This window comes from Mesorhizobium sp. M0152 (assembly GCF_040322415.1).
Taxonomy (GTDB): domain Bacteria; phylum Pseudomonadota; class Alphaproteobacteria; order Rhizobiales; family Rhizobiaceae; genus Mesorhizobium.
Map to the genome: position 1 here is coordinate 55,491 of NZ_JAMYTH010000008.1, position 22,093 is coordinate 77,583.

Annotated in this window: 21 protein-coding genes; 17 read left to right on the top strand and 4 right to left on the bottom strand. The window is 63.9% G+C overall.

The genetic code is table 11. The features are described 5' to 3' along the window. Window positions 1–212: 212 nt before the first annotated feature. The gene (locus NKJ26_RS11030) at window positions 213–2,714 is read left to right on the top strand and encodes a DNA translocase FtsK (protein WP_352695368.1); all 2,502 of its coding nucleotides are present in this window, start codon (window positions 213–215) and stop codon (window positions 2,712–2,714) included. A gap of 73 nt (window positions 2,715–2,787) precedes the next feature. On the opposite strand, the gene fsa is transcribed toward NKJ26_RS11030, so the two are convergent. Then, window positions 2,788–3,444, bottom strand: coding sequence for a fructose-6-phosphate aldolase (gene fsa, locus NKJ26_RS11035; RefSeq protein ID WP_027025515.1), 657 nt, complete (start codon window positions 3,442–3,444; stop codon window positions 2,788–2,790). 90 nt (window positions 3,445–3,534) lie between these two features. Here fsa and NKJ26_RS11040 point away from each other — a divergent pair, with 90 nt between their 5' ends. Beyond that, window positions 3,535–5,718, top strand: a complete 2,184-nt coding sequence (locus tag NKJ26_RS11040; RefSeq protein ID WP_352695279.1) for a primosomal protein N' — start codon at window positions 3,535–3,537, stop codon at window positions 5,716–5,718. A gap of 34 nt (window positions 5,719–5,752) precedes the next feature. Here the strand turns inward: NKJ26_RS11040 and NKJ26_RS11045 are convergent, their stop codons facing one another. Both NKJ26_RS11045 and NKJ26_RS11050 read right to left on the bottom strand, forming a co-directional pair. Beyond that, window positions 5,753–6,208: a type II toxin-antitoxin system VapC family toxin gene (locus NKJ26_RS11045; protein WP_352695280.1), complete on the bottom strand. Its 456-nt coding sequence runs from the start codon at window positions 6,206–6,208 to the stop codon at window positions 5,753–5,755. After that, a complete protein-coding gene (locus tag NKJ26_RS11050; protein ID WP_352606010.1) occupies window positions 6,205–6,447 on the bottom strand; it encodes a type II toxin-antitoxin system Phd/YefM family antitoxin in 243 nt (80 codons plus the stop codon). The genes NKJ26_RS11045 and NKJ26_RS11050 overlap by 4 nt, the downstream gene beginning before the upstream one ends. Before the next feature lie 65 nt (window positions 6,448–6,512). On the opposite strand from NKJ26_RS11050, the gene NKJ26_RS11055 reads away from it, so the two are divergent. The 7 genes from NKJ26_RS11055 to NKJ26_RS11085 all read left to right on the top strand — a co-directional run bounded on the left by NKJ26_RS11055 (window position 6,513) and on the right by NKJ26_RS11085 (window position 13,128). Continuing rightward, window positions 6,513–7,208, top strand: coding sequence for an aspartate/glutamate racemase family protein (locus NKJ26_RS11055; RefSeq protein WP_352695281.1), 696 nt, complete (start codon window positions 6,513–6,515; stop codon window positions 7,206–7,208). A gap of 94 nt (window positions 7,209–7,302) precedes the next feature. After that, window positions 7,303–7,698: an AGROH133_08824 family phage infection protein gene (locus NKJ26_RS11060; RefSeq protein ID WP_352695282.1), complete on the top strand. Its 396-nt coding sequence runs from the start codon at window positions 7,303–7,305 to the stop codon at window positions 7,696–7,698. Window positions 7,699–7,943: 245 nt separating this feature from the next. Next, window positions 7,944–8,504: a F0F1 ATP synthase subunit delta gene (locus NKJ26_RS11065; protein WP_352695283.1), complete on the top strand. Its 561-nt coding sequence runs from the start codon at window positions 7,944–7,946 to the stop codon at window positions 8,502–8,504. Continuing rightward, window positions 8,504–10,033, top strand: coding sequence for a F0F1 ATP synthase subunit alpha (gene atpA / locus NKJ26_RS11070; protein WP_352695284.1), 1,530 nt, complete (start codon window positions 8,504–8,506; stop codon window positions 10,031–10,033). The genes NKJ26_RS11065 and atpA overlap by 1 nt, the downstream gene beginning before the upstream one ends. A 46-nt stretch (window positions 10,034–10,079) precedes the next feature. After that, window positions 10,080–10,964 (top strand): F0F1 ATP synthase subunit gamma, encoded by an 885-nt coding sequence (locus tag NKJ26_RS11075; protein WP_352606001.1) that lies wholly within the window; start codon window positions 10,080–10,082, stop codon window positions 10,962–10,964. A 69-nt stretch (window positions 10,965–11,033) separates the two neighbouring features. Further along, window positions 11,034–12,608, top strand: a complete 1,575-nt coding sequence (atpD, locus tag NKJ26_RS11080; protein ID WP_352605999.1) for a F0F1 ATP synthase subunit beta — start codon at window positions 11,034–11,036, stop codon at window positions 12,606–12,608. A 112-nt stretch (window positions 12,609–12,720) separates the two neighbouring features. Beyond that, window positions 12,721–13,128 carry a F0F1 ATP synthase subunit epsilon gene (locus tag NKJ26_RS11085; protein ID WP_352605997.1) on the top strand — a complete coding sequence of 136 codons (408 nt, stop codon included), beginning with the start codon at window positions 12,721–12,723 and terminating at the stop codon, window positions 13,126–13,128. A 145-nt stretch (window positions 13,129–13,273) separates the two neighbouring features. On the opposite strand, the gene NKJ26_RS11090 is transcribed toward NKJ26_RS11085, so the two are convergent. Then, complete coding sequence (locus NKJ26_RS11090; protein ID WP_502903102.1) at window positions 13,274–14,818, bottom strand: mannitol dehydrogenase family protein; 1,545 nt, start codon at window positions 14,816–14,818, stop codon at window positions 13,274–13,276. Window positions 14,819–14,914: 96 nt separating this feature from the next. Here NKJ26_RS11090 and uxaC point away from each other — a divergent pair, with 96 nt between their 5' ends. From uxaC to NKJ26_RS11130, 8 genes are read left to right on the top strand one after another with little or no spacing between them, the layout of a single operon-like run. After that, entirely contained in the window at window positions 14,915–16,375 is a 1,461-nt protein-coding gene (uxaC, locus tag NKJ26_RS11095; protein ID WP_352695285.1) for a glucuronate isomerase, read from the top strand. A gap of 34 nt (window positions 16,376–16,409) precedes the next feature. Next, a complete protein-coding gene (locus tag NKJ26_RS11100) occupies window positions 16,410–17,387 on the top strand; it encodes a TRAP transporter substrate-binding protein (protein WP_352695286.1) in 978 nt (325 codons plus the stop codon). Window positions 17,388–17,442: 55 nt separating this feature from the next. After that, window positions 17,443–17,970, top strand: coding sequence for a TRAP transporter small permease (locus NKJ26_RS11105; protein ID WP_352695287.1), 528 nt, complete (start codon window positions 17,443–17,445; stop codon window positions 17,968–17,970). Further along, a complete protein-coding gene (locus tag NKJ26_RS11110) occupies window positions 17,970–19,250 on the top strand; it encodes a TRAP transporter large permease (protein ID WP_352605988.1) in 1,281 nt (426 codons plus the stop codon). The genes NKJ26_RS11105 and NKJ26_RS11110 overlap by 1 nt, the downstream gene beginning before the upstream one ends. 11 nt (window positions 19,251–19,261) lie before the next feature. Then, entirely contained in the window at window positions 19,262–20,035 is a 774-nt protein-coding gene (locus tag NKJ26_RS11115; protein WP_352695288.1) for a FadR/GntR family transcriptional regulator, read from the top strand. 22 nt (window positions 20,036–20,057) lie between these two features. Then, the gene (gene kduI / locus NKJ26_RS11120) at window positions 20,058–20,909 is read left to right on the top strand and encodes a 5-dehydro-4-deoxy-D-glucuronate isomerase (protein ID WP_352695289.1); all 852 of its coding nucleotides are present in this window, start codon (window positions 20,058–20,060) and stop codon (window positions 20,907–20,909) included. Then, window positions 20,906–21,670, top strand: coding sequence for a 2-dehydro-3-deoxy-D-gluconate 5-dehydrogenase KduD (kduD, locus tag NKJ26_RS11125; RefSeq protein WP_352695290.1), 765 nt, complete (start codon window positions 20,906–20,908; stop codon window positions 21,668–21,670). The genes kduI and kduD overlap by 4 nt, the downstream gene beginning before the upstream one ends. Window positions 21,671–21,680: 10 nt before the next feature. Then, on the top strand, window positions 21,681–22,019 hold the full coding sequence (locus tag NKJ26_RS11130; RefSeq protein WP_027025498.1) for a cupin domain-containing protein: 339 nt from the start codon (window positions 21,681–21,683) through the stop codon (window positions 22,017–22,019). Window positions 22,020–22,093: the final 74 nt, after the last annotated feature.

The following is a 22,093-nucleotide window of genomic DNA, read 5'->3' on the forward strand; positions in this document are numbered from 1 at the left end:
CGACCGCCTTGCGACGGCCAACGCCGTGACCTTCAGCCCACCCATTCCAGCCGGATGAATGGATGATCGTGGAACGAGGATCGACCACTCGAACCGATCGCCGACATAGCCGCAAAATATACGCTCCAATAGCTGCAGCGGAGCCGGCGGGAAGCAACTGTTAACCACTCGCTCCCTATTGCTCGACAGACGTTTCAGAGTGAGTCTTGAGCATGGAATCCAGGCGTTTTCCTCGGGTCAATTCATTGAAGACAGCTTCGCCCGACGATCCCGCGGCAGGGCGTTTCGACGGTATGAGCGACAATGCGGATGGCAGGCAGCCGGGCGTATCCAGAGCCGGCAATTCCGCGCCGTTTGTCGATCTCGGCGGCAATGAAAGCCCCGCCTGGCAGGATTATTTCTTTCTGGCGCCGAATGTGCGGTTCACGCGCACGCCGGACTATGAGGCCAGGACGCTTCGCCCGCAGCACGACCAGATTGCGGTCGAGCAAAGCGAACCGCTGGAGCCCTCAATGCAGCAAGCAATCGCACAGCCAGTAGCAGCGGCGAGATCATCGGCGTCGAAGAGCCGGCACTCCGGTCCGGAGGCCGCCCGGCTGCCTGCCGGCAGCAGAGCCGCGATGCATGCAACGCCATCGGCCCAGGCGGCGGCATCCGTTGCGCCAGGGCGTGCCGGTCAAAAGGCGCCGGCTGTTCCGCCGGCCGAGGTAGCCACATCCGCGCATGCATTCACGCGAGCAGTGTCCGCCCAGGGAACGGGGATGCCGGTCAAGGCAACAGGTCGCGAAAAAGCGCGCTGGCCCTATCTGTCGGATCACGCATTTTTCGAGGTCATGGCGCCCTACATGATCGAAGGTCCGCCGCCGGTGTCGCGGTCTGTACCAGCTCCGCGCCCAGCCGGGCCGGTCGTCGCCGAGCGGGCCGACAGCCGTCATGCGCCCGCGGCGGACCCCACCTCGTTGTTCCGTGTCATCGAATGCCTGCCAGGCCTGCAAGCCTCGGTCGCCCTGCCGGATCCCCGTCCGGCCAACTCGAACGAAGCCGCGGTCCAGCCGGCTGAAAGCGTCCCTGTCCCGGTCGCGCAAGGCTCGCGGGAGACCGTCCCGGGCGCGGCCGCGCGGATATCTTCGCCGTTGCCCAAGGTCGGCAGAATCGTCCGGTCGACGACTGGAGCGGCCTACGAGCTTCCCTCGGAAGAGCTGCTACAGCAGCCGCCGGAAGGGCAGGGCTTCTACATGTCGCAGGAGCGGCTCGAGCAGAATGCCGATCTTCTGGAAAGCGTGCTGGAGGATTTCGGCGTGCGCGGCGAGATCATCCATGTTCGCCCCGGCCCGGTCGTCACCCTCTATGAGTTCGAGCCGGCGCCAGGCGTCAAATCCTCCCGCGTCATCGGTCTAGCCGACGATATCGCCCGCTCCATGTCGGCGGTTTCAGCACGCGTGGCCGTCGTGCCCGGCCGCAACGTCATCGGCATCGAGCTTCCGAATGAGACCCGCGAGACCGTCTATTTCCGCGAACTGATCGAATCGCAGGGTTTCCGCAAAACCAGCTGCAAGCTGGCGCTTTGCCTCGGCAAGACGATCGGCGGCGAGCCTGTGATCGCCGAATTGGCGAAGATGCCCCACCTGCTGGTCGCCGGCACGACCGGCTCAGGCAAGTCGGTTGCCATCAATACGATGATCCTGTCGTTGCTCTATCGGCTGAAACCGGAAGAATGCCGGCTGATCATGGTCGATCCCAAGATGCTCGAACTCTCCGTCTATGACGGCATTCCGCATCTTTTGACCCCCGTCGTCACGGACCCCAAAAAGGCCGTCACCGCACTCAAATGGGCAGTGCGCGAGATGGAAGACCGATATCGCAAGATGGCCCGGCTCGGCGTCCGCAATATCGACGGCTACAACGAGCGCGCGGCCGCTGCCCGCGACAAGGGCGAGGCGGTCGTCATGACCGTGCAGGCCGGCTTCGAGAAGGGCACCGGCGAACCCCTCTTCGAACAGCAGGAAATCGACCTTGCGCCGATGCCCTACATTGTCGTCATCGTCGACGAAATGGCCGACCTGATGATGGTCGCCGGCAAGGAGATCGAAGGCGCCATCCAGCGCCTGGCACAGATGGCGCGCGCGGCCGGCATCCACCTGATCATGGCAACTCAGCGCCCTTCCGTCGATGTCATCACCGGCACGATCAAGGCCAACTTCCCGACCCGGATCTCCTTCCAGGTCACCTCCAAGATCGACAGCCGCACCATCCTGGGCGAGCAGGGTGCCGAGCAGCTGCTTGGCCAGGGCGACATGCTGCACATGATGGGTGGCGGTCGCATCGCGCGCGTGCACGGTCCCTTTGTCTCGGATGTGGAGGTCGAGCATGTCGTGGCGCATCTGAAGGCACAGGGCCGCCCCGAATATCTGGAATCCGTGACTGCCGACGAGGATGAAGAGGTAGACGAGGGCGACCAGGGAGCGGTCTCCGTTGCAGCCGAGGACAGCGATTCCATCTACGACGAGGCGGTCAAGGTCGTGTTGCGCGACAAGAAGTGTTCGACGTCCTACATCCAGCGTCGCCTCGGCATCGGTTACAACCGCGCCGCTTCACTGGTCGAGCGCATGGAGAAGGAAGGGTTGGTCGGCGCACCCAACCACGTCGGCAAACGCGAGATCATCATGGGCCGGCGTCAGCCGGTAACGGCGCCCGACGATGCGGGTACGGACTGATCGGCAGGCCCTGATCCGCACCGCGCACAAAAAAAGACCGGTTGCCCGGTCTTTTTTGCAAAGTGGAATGGTCTCAGCTGATCTTCTGGCCGGTCTTGGCCCAGTCGGCGAGGAACGCTTCCAGGCCCTTGTCGGTCAGCGGATGCTTGACCAGTGCCTTCAGCGTCGCCGGCGGCGCGGTGATGACGTCGGCGCCGATGAGGGCCGCCTGCTTGACGTGGTTTACCGTGCGCACCGATGCGGTCAGGATCTCGGTCTGGAAATCGTAGTTGTCGTAGATCTGCCGGATCTCCTGGATCAACTCCATACCGTCCGAGCCGGTGTCGTCGATGCGGCCGACGAAGGGCGAGATGAAGGAGGCGCCGGCCTTGGCGGCGAGCAGCGCCTGATTGGCCGAGAAGCACAATGTGACGTTGACCATGCGGTTCATCTGAGTGCGGATCGTCTTGCAGGCCTTGAGGCCGTCCAGCGTCAGCGGCACCTTGATGCAGACATTGGGCGCGATCTTGGCCAGCACCTCGGCCTCCGCCATCATGTCCTTGTACTCGGTCGCCACGACTTCCGCCGAAACCGGCCCTGCGACGATATCGCAGATCTGTTTGGTGACCTCGGAGATCTTGCCACCCGATTTTAGGATAAGCGAGGGATTGGTGGTGACGCCGTCGAGCAGTCCCAGATCGTTGAGCTCACGGATATCCTTGATATCGGCGGTGTCGACAAAAAATTTCATGGCGGGTCTCCTGAAGATTTTATCGTGCGGGCTGGGCACGTTCAGCGTCGGCCTTTGCTCTAGACCAAAGTCGGGGCAAGGTCACGCCTCATGATCGAAGATTCGCCCTTTGTCGCGGCCGCGCCGGTGCTGGTGCCGATGCCGGCTGAACGCCCTTACACCTACGCCGTGCCGGCCGGCATGCGCGTGGTGCCGGGGTCGATCGTGCGCGTGCCGCTCGGGCCGCGCCAGGTCGCCGGCATCGTCTGGGATGGCGCGGTCGAGAGGGTCGACGCGAAAAAGCTGCGCCCCATCGAGCAGGTCTTCGACTGTCCGCCGATCGACCGCGCCATGCGCCGCTTCGTCGACTGGGTGGCGCAGTACACGCTGTCGCCGCCGGGCATGGTGGCGCGCATGCTGCTCAGGGCGCCGGAGGCCTTCGACCCCGAACCATGGATCGAGGGGCTGCAGCGCACGCTTCTCGCTCCCGATCGGATGACGGATGCGCGAGCGCGCGTGCTGGAGACCGCCGAAGGCGGGCTTGCCTGGACGCGATCAGGCCTCGCCCATGCGGCCGGCGTGTCGTCGACGGTGATCGAGGGTCTCAAGGCGCAAGGCGTGTTCGAGACGGTGATGATTCCGCCGCGCCCGGTGGTGGCCGCGCCTGACTCCAGCTACGCCGTGCCGGAGCTGATGCCGGACCAGAGCGACGCGGCATCGATGCTGCGCGCCAATGTCGCAGCGGCTTCCTTCAACGTCGCGCTGCTCGACGGCGTCACCGGCTCGGGCAAGACGGAGGTTTATTTCGAGGCGGTGGCGGCGGCGCTCGACCAGGGCAAGCAGGTGCTGATCCTTTTGCCGGAAATCGCGCTGACGCATGCGTTTCTCGAGCGCTTCCAGCAGCGCTTCGGCGCCAGGCCGGGCGAATGGCATTCTGACCTGCCGCCGCGGATGCGCGAAAGGGTCTGGCGGCAAGTGGCGGAAGGCGGCGTGCGCGTCGTCGCCGGCGCACGCTCGGCTTTGTTCCTGCCGTTCAGGGAGCTTGGCCTGATCGTCGTCGATGAAGAGCATGATCCCGCCTACAAGCAGGAAGACCGCGTCTTTTACAATGCCCGCGACATGGCGGTGGTGCGCGGCCACATAGGCGGCTTCCCGGTGGTGTTGGCTTCGGCGACTCCATCGGTCGAAAGCCGGGTCAACGCCAGCCAGGGCCGCTATGCCAGGGCGGTACTTTCGGCTCGCTTCGCCGAGGCGGCGCTGCCTCACCTCAAGGCGATCGACGTGCGGCGCGCGCCGCCGGCACGGGGCGGCTTCCTGTCGCCGGTCCTGCTCGACCATATGCGCCAGACGCTGGAGAAGAAGGAACAGTCGCTGCTCTTCCTCAACCGGCGCGGCTATGCGCCGCTGACACTGTGCCGGGTCTGCGGCCACCGCTTCGGCTGTCCGGTCTGCTCGGCCTGGCTGGTCGAGCACCGCTTTCGCGGCCAGCTCGTATGCCACCATTGCGGGCACAATGAGCGCCGCCCCGAAGCGTGTCCGGAATGCGGAACGCTCGATCATCTGGTCGCCTGCGGGCCGGGAGTCGAGCGCATAGCCGAGGAGGTGGTCGCGCATTTTCCCGACGCACGCACCATCGTGCTGTCGTCCGACCTGATGGGCGGCGTGCGGCGATTGCGGCTGGAGCTGGAGGCGATCGCCAATGGCGAGGCCGACATCGTCATCGGCACGCAGCTGGTCGCCAAAGGCCACAACTTCCCCAACATGACCCTGGTCGGCGTAGTCGATGCCGATCTCGGTCTCGCCAATGGCGATCCGCGCGCCGCCGAGCGTACCTTCCAGCTGCTCAGCCAGGTGACTGGGCGAGCCGGCCGCACCGGCAAGAAGAGCCTAGGCCTGCTGCAAACCTTCCAGCCCGACCACCCGGTGATGCGGGCGATCGTCTCGGGCGATGCCGAGGCGTTTTACGAACGCGAGATCACCGAGCGCGAACGAGCGGCGCTGCCGCCCTTCGGCCGGCTCGCCGGCGTCATCGTCAGCGCGGTGACGCGGGCGGAAGCCGAGGGCCATGCACGCGGCCTGCGGCGGGCCGCGCCGGAAGCCACCGACCTGTTCGTGCTGGGTCCGGCGGAGGCGCCGCTGTCACTGCTGGGCGGCCGTCACCGCTTCCGCCTGCTGATACAGGGCGAACGGCGCGCCGACATGCAAGGCTTCATCCGTGCCATGCTGGCCAACGGGCCGAAACAGCGCGGCTCGGTCCGGGTGCAGGTCGACATCGACCCGCAGAGCTTTTTGTAAAACCCGCAGACCTTTTTTGTAGAAATGGGATCGATCAGTCGGGGCCTGGCGGGTCTTGCAGTATATTCCAGCACCAAACGTCAAGCGCCTCAAAATGCCTGACGTTTGCCGTAATGACGGTGAGCCCATTTGCTGCCGCCGTGGCAGCGATCAGTATGTCCGCCAGGCCTGGATTCTTCCCTTTCGCAGAGACTGCTTCCTCCATTCGGCCCGCTTTTCGCGCTATATCGGCGTTGATCCCCAGAATTTGATCTGCAAATCCTTCGATAGTGTCGTTGAGCCAGGCAGTGAGACTGTCCGCGCGGTTTGTGGCCCCGGCACGATCGAGCCTGCGTATGCCTTTCTCGATTTCGGTGATCGCTATAACGGAGATGAATAGCGTTTGTTTTTCACCTTGCGTTACGATCCAGTTTGCGACGCTTTTCGCAAGCGGCGGCCTGCCGGGCGCGAACGCGGATAAGATGGAAGTGTCCAGAAGATAGCCGCTCAAAGATCGATATCCCGCGACGGCGACTCGTTCCTTTCAAGCTCGATCCCTCCCGGATAGGTCAGAAGAAACTCCCCGAAGTTTCGACGCTTGGTTGGATAGAGCTTTTGCAGGTCCTCGACCGAAACGACGGCCGCTGCTGGCTTGCCATGCTTTGTGATGATGGTGGGCTCGCCGCTCTCTGCGGCCTCGACGAGCGCCGAGAACCCTGCCTTGGCTTCCCTAACCTGCATCGTTTTCACGGCAATCTCCTTGTGGTCTCATGGGGTCATAATATAGGTATTCGAGCAGCAAAGGAACAGCCTCGATGAAAACCCTCGGCCTTCTGGGCGGCATGAGTTGGGAATCGACCGCCATCTACTATCGGCTGCTGAACGAGATCGTGCGCGAGCGGCTCGGCGGGCTGCATTCGGCGAAACTGCTGCTCTGGTCGTTCGACTTCGCCGAGATCGCCGAGCGGCAGCATCATGGCGACTGGGACGGCGCCGGCGTGCTTCTGGTCGAAGCCGCGCGCAACCTTGAGGCCGGCGGCGCGGAAGGGCTGCTTTTGTGCACCAACACCATGCATAAGCTCGCCGATCAGGTGCAGGCGTCGGTATCGATTCCGCTGATTCACATCGCCGACGCCACGGCGGCGGCGATCAAGCGCGCCGGCATGCGGCGCCCGGCTCTGCTGGCGACACGCTTCACAATGGAGCAGGATTTCTACAAGGGCCGGCTTGCCGGCAAATATGGTCTGCAACCTGTCGTGCCCGATGCGGCCGGACGCGACATGGTGCATCGCGTCATCTACGAGGAACTGTGCCAGGGCATCCTCACGGAAGCCTCCAAGGCGGCCTACATTGCCGAGACGGAACGTCTGCGCCGCGAAGAGGCCGCCGACAGCGTCATCATGGGCTGCACCGAGATCACCATGCTCATCGGCCAGCAGGATTTCGACATCCCGGTGTTCGACACGACCCGCATCCATGTCGAAGCCGCCGTCGAGTTCGCGCTCTCTTGATGCGCTCCACCTAAAGTGCCCACAGCCATCTGGCATCCATTCTTTCCTTCGCTAGAATGCGCGGAATTTCAAACAGGCATTTCGAGGGGACGAGATGGATTTTGCGCTTCCATGGCCGACGAGCCAGGGCGAATGGCTGGCCTGGTCGAGCGCCGTCTTTACCGTGCTGCTCGGCCTTTTGTTCTTTCTGGCGCCGGGTCTTGCCTTCCGTGTCCTGCGCTTGCAGGCCAAGCCGGAGAAGGCGGCGGCGATCGCCGAGGGGCGCGGCAGGATGTCGGGCTTCTATCTCGGCGTCGGCCTGTGCTGCATCCTGCTGGCGCAGCCGCTTATCTACATGGCGCTCGGCTTCTCCTGGCTGTTCACCGCCTTCGGCCGCCTGCTGTCGATGATGTCGGACGGCGCCAACACGCCCTTCAACTGGGTTTCCATCGTGGTGGAGCTGGCACTGGCGGCCTTGCCGCTCGCCTTTGCCTTCGGCTTTGTGCCCTGAATCCGCGGCTATCGCCGGGCGGAAGGCGCGAGTCTTTCGCCGGATGCGACAATAGTGCCTGAAACCATACGGAACGACGCATTGCGGTCTTAAAATGCCTGTGCTAGACGGCAATCGACTTTCGGCCGGGGATAGCGGAAGCCGCGCCTCCGTGCTCGAAAAAATGCAGTAAGGTCAAAGATTTAGCCAGAGTTTTCGCTCGCGCCAACAATCTGCGGCCTGTCAGACAAGAGAAAAGACGGTCCGTGGCTCAATCGTCATCGCCAATCTCAGGTGTCGCAGAACGCTACGCGGGTTCGCTGTTCGAACTCGCGCTGCAGGCCAATTCGGTGGTCAAGGTCGAGACCGACCTGAACAGTTTCGAAGCCATGCTCGCGGGCAGCGCCGATCTTACCCGATTGATCAACAGCCCGGTTTTCTCCAGCGAAGATCAGGCCAAGGCCATCGCGGCGATCGCGGACAAGGCCGGGATTACGGGCCTCACCGGCAATTTCCTGCGCGTCGTCGCCAAGAACCGCCGGCTGTTCGCCATCCCCGGTATGATCAAAGCGTTCCGCCAGATCGCCGCCGAGCATCGTGGCGAGACCGCTGCTGACGTGATTTCGGCTCACGAGCTGACCGCCGCCCAGCAGACCGAACTCAAGGCGGCGCTGAAGAGCGTTGCCGGCAAGAACGTGGCCATCTCCGTCACCGTCGATCCGTCGTTGCTCGGCGGGCTGGTGGTCAAGATGGGCTCGCGCCAGATCGATACGTCGCTCAAAACCAAACTCAATTCGCTCAAGCTTGCACTGAAAGAGGTCGGCTGATGGACATCCGCGCCGCGGAAATTTCCGCAATTCTGAAAGACCAGATCAAGAATTTTGGCAAGGAGGCCGAGGTCTCCGAAGTTGGACAGGTGCTGTCCGTCGGTGACGGTATCGCCCGCGTCTACGGCCTCGACAATGTCCAGGCCGGCGAGATGGTCGAATTCCCCGGCGGCATCCGCGGCATGGCGCTCAACCTCGAGGCCGACAATGTCGGCGTCGTCATCTTCGGTGCCGACCGCGACATCAAGGAAGGCGACATCGTCAAGCGCACCGGCGCCATCGTCGACGTCCCCGTCGGTCCCGGCCTGCTTGGCCGCGTCGTCGACGCGCTCGGCAATCCGATCGACGGCAAGGGGCCGATCAAGGCAGTCGAGCGCAAGCGCGTCGACGTCAAGGCGCCCGGCATCATTCCGCGCAAATCGGTGAACGAGCCGATGTCGACCGGCCTCAAGGCCATCGACGCGCTGATCCCGGTCGGTCGCGGCCAGCGCGAGCTGGTCATCGGCGACCGCCAGACCGGCAAGACCGCCATCATCCTCGACACGATGCTCAACCAGAAGTCGGTGCACGACAACGGCCCCGAGAAGGAAAAGCTCTACTGCGTCTACGTCGCCGTCGGCCAGAAGCGCTCGACCGTCGCGCAGTTCGTCAAGGTGCTTGAGGAGCGCGGCGCGCTCGAATACTCGGTCATCATCGCCGCTACCGCTTCCGATCCCGCACCGATGCAGTTCCTGGCGCCGTTCGCCGGCTGCACCATGGGTGAGTATTTCCGCGACAACGGCATGCACGCGCTGATCAGCTATGACGATCTGTCGAAGCAGGCCGTCGCCTATCGCCAGATGTCGCTGCTGCTGCGCCGCCCGCCGGGCCGCGAAGCTTATCCGGGCGACGTCTTCTACCTGCATTCGCGCCTGCTCGAGCGCGCCGCCAAGCTCAACGACGATCTGGGCGGTGGATCGCTGACCGCTTTGCCGATCATCGAAACGCAGGCCAACGACGTATCGGCCTATATCCCGACCAACGTGATCTCGATCACCGATGGCCAGATCTTCCTCGAAACCAACCTGTTCTTCCAGGGCATCCGTCCTGCGGTGAACGTCGGCCTTTCGGTCAGCCGCGTCGGCTCCGCCGCGCAGATCAAGGCGATGAAGCAGGTTGCCGGCTCGATCAAGGGCGAGCTCGCGCAGTATCGCGAAATGGCGGCCTTCGCGCAGTTCGGCTCCGATCTCGACGCCGCCACGCAACGCCTGCTCAACCGCGGATCGCGCCTGACCGAGCTCCTGAAGCAGCCGCAGTTCTCGCCGCTGAAGACGGAAGAGCAGGTCGCGGTGATCTTCGCCGGCGTCAACGGTTACCTCGACAAGCTGCCGGTGAACCAGGTCGGCAAGTTCGAGCATGGCCTGCTCAGCCACATGCGTTCGGCCGGCAAGGACGTTCTCGATGCCATCCGCAAGGAAAAGGCGCTGTCGGAAGATCTGCGCGGCAAGCTGAAGGCCGAGATCGACGCTTTCGCCAAGACCTTCGCCTGAGCGAAGCGCCAGTCCGGATGAGACAAGACGGGATCAGGTTTGAAGCATGCCTTCATTAAAAGACCTTCGTAACCGTATCGCCTCGGTCAAGGCGACGCAGAAGATCACCAAGGCGATGCAGATGGTCGCCGCGGCGAAGCTGCGCCGTGCGCAAGAGGCCGCCGAAGCGGCGCGGCCCTATTCGGAGCGCATGGGTTCCGTACTGGCCAACATTACCCAGGCAATCGGCGGCGGCGGCGATGCCCCGGCGCTGATGACCGGCACCGGCAAGGACGACGTACATCTGCTCGTCGTCTGCACCGCCGAGCGCGGCCTGTGCGGCGGCTTCAATTCGCAGATCGCCCGCCTGGCCCGCGACCATATCCGCAAGCTTCTGGCCGATGGCAAGAAGGTCAAGATCATCTGCGTCGGCAAGAAGGGTTTCGATATCCTGCGCCGCGACTATGCAGCGATGATCATCGACCGTGTCGATCTGCGCGAGGTCAAGACGCTCGGCTTCGTCAATGCCGATGCCATCGCCAAGAAAGTCATCCACCTCTTCAACGAGGGCGGATTCGACATCTGCACGCTGTTCTACTCGCAGTTCAAGTCGGTCATCAGCCAGATCCCGACCGCGCAGCAGATCATCCCGGCCGGTGTTGCTTCGGCTCCTGCCGAGGCGGCGGTTGGCGGCAACGCCGTGTACGAGTATGAACCGGAGCCGGGCGAAATCCTCTCCGACCTCATTCCGCGCAACATCTCCGTGCAGGTTTTCCGGGCGCTGCTCGAAAACGCAGCCGGCGAAATGGGCGCCAAGATGAGCGCCATGGACAACGCGACGCGCAATGCCGGCGAGATGATCAACAAGCTGTCGATCACCTACAACCGCCAGCGGCAGGCGCAGATCACCAAGGAACTGATCGAAATCATTTCGGGCGCCGAGGCGCTCTAGGCGCGGTTGGCGGGTCACGGCCCGCGACAGGACCGCGTGAGAAACAAAAGGACGAAAAGGGTAAAGACGATGGCGAAAGCAGCGACCCCCAAGGCGGCGGCCCCCAAGACCGCAGCGGCGAAGGCGGCAAAGGCACCGGCAGCAGCAGTGAAGGCGGCTCCGGCCAAGGCGGCAGCGCCCGCCAGGGCCGCCGCGGCCCGGGCACCGGCAGTGGTTGCCAAGGCAACGGGCGTCGTCGGCAAGGTTCGCCAGGTCATCGGCGCCGTCGTCGACGTGCAGTTCGGCGATCACCTGCCGGCGATCCTGAACGCGCTCGAAACGACCAATGTCGGCAACCGCCTCGTGCTTGAAGTCGCCCAGCACCTCGGTGAAAACACCGTGCGCTGCATCGCCATGGACTCCACCGAAGGTCTGGTGCGCGGCCAGGAAGTGCGCGACACCGGCGCGCCGATCACCGTGCCGGTCGGCCCGGGCATGCTCGGCCGCATCATCAACGTCATCGGCGAGCCGGTCGACGAAGAAGGCCCGGTCGACGCGATCGAAATGCGCTCCATCCATCAGCCGGCTCCGACCTATGTCGAGCAGTCGACGGAAGCGCAGATCCTGATCACCGGCATCAAGGTGCTCGACCTGCTCGCGCCCTACGCCAAGGGCGGCAAGATCGGCCTGTTCGGCGGCGCCGGCGTCGGCAAGACCGTGCTGATCCAGGAACTGATCAACAACATCGCCAAGGCGCATGGCGGCTATTCGGTGTTCGCCGGCGTCGGCGAGCGCACCCGCGAAGGCAACGATCTCTATCACGAGTTCATCGAATCCGGCGTCAACAAGAAGGGCGGCGGCGAAGGCTCCAAGGCCGCACTCGTCTACGGCCAGATGAACGAGCCCCCGGGCGCGCGTGCCCGCGTCGGCCTGACCGGCCTGACGGTTGCGGAATATTTCCGCGACCAGGGCCAGGACGTGCTGTTCTTCGTCGACAACATCTTCCGCTTCACGCAGGCGGGTTCGGAAGTGTCGGCTCTGCTCGGCCGCATCCCGTCGGCCGTGGGCTATCAGCCGACGCTCGCCACCGACATGGGCGCTTTGCAGGAACGCATCACCACCACCACCAAGGGTTCGATCACCTCGGTGCAGGCGATCTACGTGCCCGCCGACGATCTGACCGACCCGGCGCCGGCGACCTCGTTCGCCCACCTCGACGCAACGACGACGCTCAACCGCGCCATCGCCGAAAAGGGCATCTACCCGGCTGTCGATCCGCTGGATTCGACCTCGCGCATGCTCGACCCGCTGGTCGTCGGCGACGAGCACTATGGCGTCGCACGCCAGGTGCAGTCGATCCTCCAGCGCTACAAGTCGCTGCAGGACATCATCGCCATCCTGGGCATGGACGAGCTTTCGGAAGAGGACAAGCAGACGGTTGCCCGCGCCCGCAAGATCGAGCGCTTCCTGTCGCAGCCCTTCTTCGTCGCCGAAGTGTTCACCGGTGCGCCGGGCAAGCTGGTCGACCTCGCCGACACCATCAAGGGCTTCAAGGGCCTCTGCAATGGCGACTACGACCATCTCCCGGAAGCTGCCTTCTACATGGTCGGCGGCATCGAGGAAGCGGTCGAGAAGGCACAGCGCCTGGCCGCCGAAGCGGCTTAATCAAGGGAATAGGGAGTAGTCAGTAGTCAGTAGTGAATAGCAGCTGGGTGATCGGGGCGGTTGTCCTCTCTCCCTACTCCCTACTCACTATTCCCTACTCACTAAACTGATCATGGCTGAAGCTTTCAAGTTCGAACTGGTTTCTCCGGAACGCCTGCTGGTTTCCGCTGAGGTCGAATCCGTCGTCATTCCGGGCGCCGAAGGCGAGATGACCGTCATGGCGCATCACGCCCCGGTCATGACCACGATCAAGCCAGGCGTCGTCACGGTGAAGGCCGTGTCGGGTAGCGAAGAACGCTATGTCGTGTTCGGCGGCTTCGCCGACATCGTTCCGGCCGGCTGTACGCTGCTGGCGGAATCGGCCGTCGCGGTGAAGGATGTCGACCGCGCCGATCTCGCCCGCCGCATCCAGGAAGCTAGGGAAGACGCCGCCGACGCCAAGGACGACCAGGCGCGCAGCAAGGCGGAACAGTTCCTTAGCCAGCTAACCACGCTGGAAGGCGCGATACTTCCGGCCTGAAGTTAGCTTCAGACGATTGAATGAAAAGCGGGGCCTTGCCTCGCTTTTTTGTTGAGACGTCCCTGGTCGCGTGGCGTGAAGATTCGGGTATGCGGAGGTCGGCGGGCGCTGGCCCACGGATGTCGGCGTTCTGCGTTCCCAGGCTCTAAGTTAATGTCGCGGCACTGGACCCACTTCCTATGCCAAGTGCTGCGAGCGCAAGCTCCACCCCACCTTGCCGCAAGTGCACGAGATGGCTGGCCACCAGTTCCATCAGCGTCTGGCGTCCGGCGTGTTCCCTGGCAAAGCCGGCCAGGTCGAATACCGCCGCCACTGTTTCGTTCGCCGGCAACTGCTGGCTGAAAACTTCCGCCAGCGCCGCATCCAGCGGATCGGTGAAGTGGGCTTCCGGCAAGGTCTTGCCGCGCGCTTCGGACGCGGCGATCCAGGCGGCGATCACCAGCGTCAGGTGCTCGGGCGGTGCGCCGGCTTCGATGCGCTCGATGGCGGACGCGACGATGCGCTGCGGCAATTTCTGGCTGCCGTCATTGGCGATCTGCGCCGTGCGGTGGGCGAGCGCAGTGTTCGAGAAACGCTTGGTAAGTTCTGCCGTATAGCTCGTCGTATCGAGCCCGGCATTTGTGGGCAGCGTCGGAATGGCCTCGGCCCACAGCGCGTCGACAAAAGCCCGTATCGCCGGATCGGCGAAAGCGCGATCGACGGTGGCGTGACCGCTGAGCAGGCCGAGATAGGCAATGGCCGAATGCGAGCCGTTGAGCAGCCTGAGCTTCATGTCCTCGAAGGGCCCGACATCATCGACCATGGTGACGCCGAATTGTTCCCAGGCCGGCCGGCCCTCGGGGAATTTGTCTTCGATCACCCATTGGCAGAACGGCTCGGTCATGACCGGCCAGGCGTCCTCGACGCCGAGTTGGCCAGCGATCCGCGCCCGGTCGGCATCGGTGGTCGCCGGCACGATGCGGTCGACCATGCTTGAGGGAAATGCGACCGCGTCGGCGATGTGGCTGGCGAGCCCTGCATCGCTCTTCATGCCGGGGCCACGCAATTCTGCAAATTCAATCAGCAATCTGTGCAGCGTGGCGCCGTTGGCCGGCAGATTGTCGCAGCACAGCACGGTGAACGGCGGCGTGCCGGCGGCGCGTCGCCGGGCGAGCGCCTCGGCCAGAAAACCATGCGCCGTCTTCGGGGTTTGCAGGTTCGCTAGGTCGTGGACGATGTCGGGATGAGCGGTGTCCAGGCCGCCGCCGGCCGCGCGCAGATACGCCTTTTCTGTGATGGTCAGCGTGACGATGCGGGTCCGTGGATCGGCTAGCGCGGCCAGCACCGCGCCGGGGTCTTCCGGCGCCACCAGCATCGAGCCGATGGAGCCGACGACGCGGAGCTTTTCCTCGCCGCTGCTCCTGATTGCCAGCGTGTAGAGCCCGTCCTGCGGCGCCAGCGCATCACGGGTGTCGGCGCTGCGCAACGAGACGCCTGTTATGCCCCAGCCTGTCTCCCCGGCTGCCAGGCAGTCGTCGACATAGGCGGCTTGGTGGGCGCGGTGAAAGGCGCCGACGCCGAGATGCACGATGCCCGGGACGACACGGCTGCGATCATACGCAGGTCTCGCCACCAAAGCCGGTAATGCCTGTACCGTGCCGCCGGAGAGGCGCTTGGTCATGGTGGTGCGGCTGGTCTGGTTGGACGGCATGAAAATCGCCTCGAGGATGGTCGGCAGGGGGCGTAGCATTCGATTTCTTGCCACACAATGGTTGGAAAAGTCATCATACAACAATCTAATTTTTGTATGTTGACATTATTTCTGACCGACCCTACCGATGGCGGCTCTGGGAGGATCGACGTGGCACTGACCGACGCGGATTTGCTGTTTCCGGCCGAGGCGCGTCCGCGTTCGATCGCGCGCGATCTCTACGCCGGGATCAAGGACCTGCCCATCGTCAGCCCGCACGGCCACACCGATCCGCGCTGGTATGCGCTGAACGAGCCTTTCCCGGACCCGGCGCAGCTGCTCATCGTGCCCGACCACTATATTTTCCGCATGCTCTTCAGCCAGGGCGTGCGGCTTGAGGATCTCGGCGTGCCGGCGCTCGACGGCGCACCTGTCGAAACCGACGGCCGGACGATCTGGCGGCGCTTCGCCGAGAACTATCACCTGTTTCGCGGCACGCCCACCCGGCTGTGGTTCGACCATGTGGTCGAGCATCTGTTCGGCATCGACGAGCCGCTGACCGCCGCAACGGCGGACCGCCATTACGATATGATCGCGATGCTGCTGCAATGGGAGAATTTCCGCCCCCGAGCTCTGTTCGAGCGCTTCAACATCGAGGTGATCGCCACGACCGAAGGCGCGCTCGACGATCTCAAATGGCACAAGATGGTCCGCGACAGCGGCTGGGGGGGCCGCGTCGTCACCGCCTACCGGCCGGATGCGATTGTCGATCCGGATTTCGAAGGATTCTCGGCCAATCTCGATAGGCTCGGAGAAATCACCGGCTGCGACACAGGCAGCTGGGGCGGCTACCTCGATGCACATCGCCAGCGGCGCGCCTTCTTCAAGAGCTTCGGCGCCACCTCGTCCGATCACGGCCATCCAACGGCGGAGACCGCCAATCTTTCGGACGCCGCTGCGGCGGAGCTGTTCAGCCGCATCCGCCAGGGTTCGCAGGACGAGCGCGAGCGAAAGCTGTTTCGCGCCCAGATGCTGACCGAGATGGCCAAGATGAGCCTGGACGATGGGCTGGTCCTGCAGATCCATCCCGGCTCCTGGCGCAATCATTCGCCTTCCATTTTTCAGAAATTCGGCCGCGACAAGGGTTTCGATATCCCGACGCGGACCGATTATGTGACGGCGTTGAAGCCGCTGCTCGACTGCGTCGGGCTGGAGCGTGACCTGACGATCATCCTCTTTACCCTCGACGAGACAAGCTATGCGCGCGAGCTGGCGCCGCTCGCCGGCGTCTACCCGGCGCTGAAGCTTGGGCCGGCCTGGTGGTTCCACGACAGCCCGGAGGGCATGCGCCGCTTCCGCGAGATGACCACCGAGACTGCCGGCTTCTACAACACCGTCGGTTTCAACGACGACACCCGCGCTTTTCCGTCGATCCCCGCCCGCCATGATTTGGCGCGGCGGGTCGACTGCGCGTTCCTGGCGCGCCTCGTCGCCGAGCACCGGCTGCGCGAAGAGGAAGCGCACGAACTGGCGCGGGAACTTGCCTACACGCTTGCAAAGAAGGCGTACCGGCTCTGAGCCGGGTGCTTTGATTTAACAAAGGGAGGAAGTCATGTTGCATTTTTCGAAATTGACGGCGGCCGCGTTCGCCGTCGGCTCGCTGCTGGTCGGCGTCGCCAACGCCGAGACGGTGCTGCGATCGTCGGATACCCATCCCGATGGTTACCCGACGGTCGAGGCGGTCAAATACATGGGCGACCTGATCAAGCAGCGCACCGATGGCCGCTATTCGGTCGAGGTCTACCATTCGGCGCAGCTTGGCGAGGAGAAGGACACGATCGAGCAGACCCAGACCGGCGTCATCGATCTCAACCGCGTCTCGATGGGACCGTTCAACGGCATCGTGCCTGAAACCGCGGTGCCGTCACTGCCCTACATGTTCCGCTCGGTCGAACATATGCGCCATGTCATGGACGGGCCGATCGGCGATCAGATCCTGAAAGCTTTCGAGGCGCATGGTCTGATCGGCCTCGCCTTCTACGATTCCGGCGCGCGCTCCTTCTATAACACCAAGAAGGACATCACCTCGATGGCCGACATGAAGGGGATGAAATTCCGCGTCATCCAGTCGGACGTGTTCGTCGACATGGTCAATGCGCTCGGTGCCAACGCCACGCCGATGGCCTACGGCGAAGTCTACTCGGCCTTGCAGACAGGTGTCATCGACGGCGCCGAGAACAACTGGCCGAGCTTCGAATCCGCCAAGCATTACGAGGTTGCCAAGCACTACACGATGGACCAGCACCAGATCGTTCCGGAGGTGCTGGTAATGTCGAAGGCGAGCTGGGACAAGCTGTCTCCCGAGGATCAGACGATCGTCCGGCAGGCGGCCAAGGACAGCGTCGTCAAGATGCGCGAACTGTGGGACGCGCAGGAGAAAAAGTCGCGCGGGATCGTCGAAGCCGCGGGCGTGAAGGTCAGCGAGATCGACAAGCAGCCGCTGATCGACGCGATGAAGCCGGTCTACGACAAATATCTGTCGACGCCGGCGCTGAAGGACCTCGCGGCGCGCATCCAGGCAACCAAATAATCCATTCGCGAAGGCGGTGGCGCCATTTGCGCGCCACTGCCAGGGAGGCGCGCACATGAAACCGTTCTGGCTGGCCACGGAGCGCATGCTGTCACAGCTTGCAAGGCTTGCACTGTGGGTCAGCGGTGCCGGACTGACCCTGATGACGATAATCATCTTCTGGCAGGTGTTTTCGCGTTATGTCCTGAACCGCTCGCCGAGCTGGACCGAGTCCTTCTCGGTGCTTCTGATGGGCTGGTTCATCTTCCTGGGTGCCGCTGTCGGGGTTCGCGAGCGCACGCATCTCGGTTTCGACGTACTGCTGTACTTCCTGCCGCATGCCGCCAAGGCGGTGTTGCGCAGCATTTCGGATATCGTCGTGCTCGCCTTCGGCGCCGGCATGATCGTCTACGGGGTCCAGCTTACCATGCTGACCTGGAACACGGTAATGCCGTCCCTTGCACTGCCCGGCGGCGTCGGCTTCCTGCCGGTCATCCTGGGCGGCGCGCTTGTCTGCCTGTTTTCACTGGAGCGGCTGGCCGGGCGATTTGCCGGTCTGCCCGTCGACGCCGATCAGTACGCCACGGGCGAGGAGGATCTATAATGGCCCTGACAGTCCTGTTCGGCACCTTCGTCTTCCTGCTGATCATCGGCACGCCGATCGCGTTTTGCCTCGGCGTCGCCAGCTTCGCGACGGTGCTGGTGCTTGGCCTGCCGCCGCTGGTGGTGTTCCAGCGCCTCAACTCCGGCGTCAGCGTGTTTTCGCTGATGGCCATTCCATTCTTCATCTTCGCCGGCGACCTGATGGTGCGCGGCGGCATTGCCGCCCGGCTGGTGGCACTGGCCGGCTCGCTGGTCGGCCACCTGCGTGGCGGGTTGGGCCAGGTCAACATCGCCGCGTCAACCATGTTCGGCGGCATTTCCGGGTCGGCGGTGGCCGACGCCTCGGCGGTCGGCGGACTGATGATCCCGCAGATGAAGGCGCGCGGCTACGGCGTCGATTATGCCGTCAACATCACCTCGGTCGGCGCCATCATCGCGCTGCTGATCCCGCCCTCGCACAACATGATCATCTATTCGATTTCGGCCGGCGGCCGCATTTCGATCGCCGATCTGTTCACCGCCGGCGTGCTACCCGGCCTGCTGCTGGCGCTGTCGCTGATGATCACGGCCTATTGGGTCGCCAGCCGCCGCGGCTATCCGACGGAGCCCTTTGCCGGCTTCGGCCGGGCGCTGCAATTGCTTCTTGCCGCCATTCCAGGCCTGATCCTGATCGGCATCATCTTCGGCGGGGTCCGGTCGGGCATTTTCACCGCCACCGAAAGCTCCTGCATTGCCATCGTCTATGCTTTCCTGGTGACGCTTATCATCTACCGTTCGATGAGCTGGAACGACTTCGTCACCGCCACCACCGCTGCGGTGCGCACCACGGCAATGGTGCTGATGATCATTGGCTGCGCCGCGGCTTTTGGCTGGCTGCTCGCCTATCTCAGGGTCCCGGCAGCGCTGGTCGCTTTCCTGCAATCCGTGTCCGACAACAAGCTGGTCATCTTGCTGATGATCAACGTGGTGCTGCTTATCCTCGGCACGTTCATGGACATGTCGCCCCTGATCATCATCACCACGCCGATCTTCCTGCCCGTGGTCATGGCCTATGGCGTCGATCCGGTGCATTTCGGCGTCATCCTGATCCTCAATCTGGGCATCGGCCTGTGCACGCCACCGGTGGGCGCGGTGCTGTTCGTCAGCTGCGCCATCGGCCGCATCCCGATCTGGACGGCGATGCGCTCGATCTGGCCATTCTACGGAGCGGCCTTCGCCGTGTTGATGCTTGTCACCTACATACCGGAAATCTCATTGTGGCTGCCGAGCCTGTTCCACTAGGAGTTTGCCACGTGTCCGCTGCCGCAACCGACCTCCGGGTCGAACGAAAACCCAAGCTGTCGGAGACCGTCGTCGCGGCGATCCGCAGGCAGCTGCAGGCGGGCGAGATCCTGCCCGGCCACAAACTGCCGACCGAAGGCCAGTTGACCGAGACCTTCGGCGTCAGCCGCACCGTCATCCGCGAGGCCTTGGCCAAGCTGGCCGCCGACGGCTTGGTCGAGCCACGCCAAGGGGCCGGCGTCTTCGTCACCGAGCATATCTCGACCATGTTCGGTGCGCTTGCCGCCGACATGGGCAGCAAGGATTCGATCGCGCTCAACGTGCTAGAAGTGCGACTGGCGGTCGAGATCGAATCGGCCGGGCTCGCCGCCGATCGCCGCAACGCCGCGCAGGAGGCGGCGATCCAGGAAGCCTTCTTCGAGTTCGAACGGCTGCTGCTCGCCAGCGAGCCGACCGGTCCGGCCGACCTCGCCTTCCATCGCGCCATCGCCAGCGCCACCAACAACCCGTTCTATGTCGAAATGCTCGACGTGCTCGGCCGGCGCGCCATTCCTTGCGACGTGACCTCGCCATGGTCGACGGAACTGGTCCAGTCCGATGCATACCAGCGCGGGCTGCAGCGCGAGCATCTGGTGATTTTGAACGCGATCACATCGGGTGATGCCGAGGCCGCACGCGAGGCGATGCGTGTCCACCTTGCTGCCAGCCAGCAGCGCTATCGCGAGCGCCTGCACGCAAGGCAGGTTTTCTATGCCAATTCGGTCATGGCCGCTGCCGGCGAATGACCCATCTCAAGTCAGGACAGCCATGAGCCAGAGCGATATCCATTACACATCCCGCTTCGCCATCGATCCGGTGGCCGCCGCAGCCATGGGAACCGACGAGCTGCGCCACAATTTTCACATTGAAGACCTGTTCCAGCCCGGCCGCGTCAGCCTGACCTACACCCATTACGACCGCATGATCGTCGGCGGCGCCATGCCAGTGGCGACACCGCTGCCGCTGGAAGCGATCAAGCCGACCGGGACCAAGAACTTCCTCGATCGCCGCGAGCTGATCGCCGTCAACATAGGCGGTGCCGGCAGCGTGAAAGCAGGCGGCCAAACCCACGAGTTGCAGGCGCGCGACATGCTCTATCTCGGCATGGGCACGCCGGATGTGTCGTTTGCTTCCGCAAGTTCCAGCGAGCCGGCCAAATTCTATCTGCTCAGCGCGCCGGCGCACCAGAGCTGGCCCAGCCGGCTGATCCGCATCGGCGATGCCAAGCGCCTCGACCTCGGCAGCAAGGATAGCTGCAATGAGCGCTCGATCTTCCAGTTCATCCATGCCGAGGGCGTAAAGACCTGCCAGCTCGTCGTCGGCATGACGCAGCTTGCGCCGGGCTCGGTGTGGAACACCATGCCTTGCCATGTGCATGACAGGCGCATGGAGGCTTATCTCTATTTCGACCTGCCGGAGGCGGCGCGGGTGTTCCATTTCATGGGGGAGCCCGACGAAACGCGCCACATCGTCATGCGTAACGAGGAGGCGGTGCTGTCGCCGGGCTGGTCGATTCACTCGGGCGCCGGCACCTCCAATTACGCTTTCATCTGGGCGATGGCCGGCGACAATGTCGACTATACCGATGTCGACCTGGTGGCGATGGACGAGCTGCGGTGAGCGACCTCTCCCCCTTCAGCCTGGCCGGCAAGCGCATTCTCGTCACCGGCGCCAATACCGGCATCGGGCAAGGTATTGCACTCTCGATCGCGCGCGCCGGCGGCACGGTGATCGGCGTCGGCCGTTCTTCGATGGATGGCACGGCAGGCAGGATCGCCGCGACGGGCGGGCAATTCGAGGCGGTGAGCGCCGACCTTGCCGATACGGCGGCCGCCGGCCCGTTGCTCGACCGGGTCTGGGACGAGAGCGGTCCGCTCGACGGGCTGGTCAACAATGCGGGCATCATACGGCGCGCCGACGCCGTCGATCTCTCAGCGGCCGATTGGGACGACGTCATGGACGTCAACCTGAAGACGGTCTTCCTGCTTTGCCAGAGCTTCGCCAGACGCGTGCTTGCCAGCAGCCGCCAAGGCAAGGTCGTCAACATCGCCTCGGTGCTGAGTTTCCAGGGCGGCATCCGGGTCGCGTCCTACACCGCCTCCAAGCATGGCGTGCTCGGCATCACCCGGCTGCTGGCCTGCGAATGGGCGGCAAAAGGCATCAACGTCAATGCCATCGCGCCGGGCTATATCGAGACCAACAACACGCAGGCGCTGCGCGCCGATCCCGACCGCAGCGCCGCCATCCTGGCGCGCATTCCGGCCGGCCGCTGGGGCGAGCCGGGAGACATCGGCGATGCCGCCGTCTTCCTGCTGGCGTCGGCGTCGAACTACATGCATGGCGCCGTGGTGCCGGTGGATGGCGGCTGGTTGGCGCGATAAGGAGCTGAAGATGGCTGAGCCAAAGATTTTCGCGCATGCCGGCGAGGGTGCCTGGACGCCGACCCCGGACGGCAACAGAAGGCGCGTTCTCCTGCATACCGATGAATTGATGATGGTCGAATTCGGCTTCGACAAGGGTGGCGTAGGTGCGCTGCATTCGCACCCGCATGTCCAGGCAAGTTATGTCGCGGAGGGCCGCTTCGAGGTGACGATCGATGGCCGGACCGAAACCCTCGAGGCCGGCGGCAGCTTCATCGTGCCGTCCAATCTGGTGCACGGCGTCAAGGCGCTGGAGGCGGGGCGGCTGGTCGACAGTTTTACGCCGCACCGGGCCGATTTCCTCGCCTGACAGCAGGTCGCCGCGGCCGGTTTCGCGACGGTCAACGGATGTCGTGACGGCGTGGCCGTTTCCAAAAATGAATC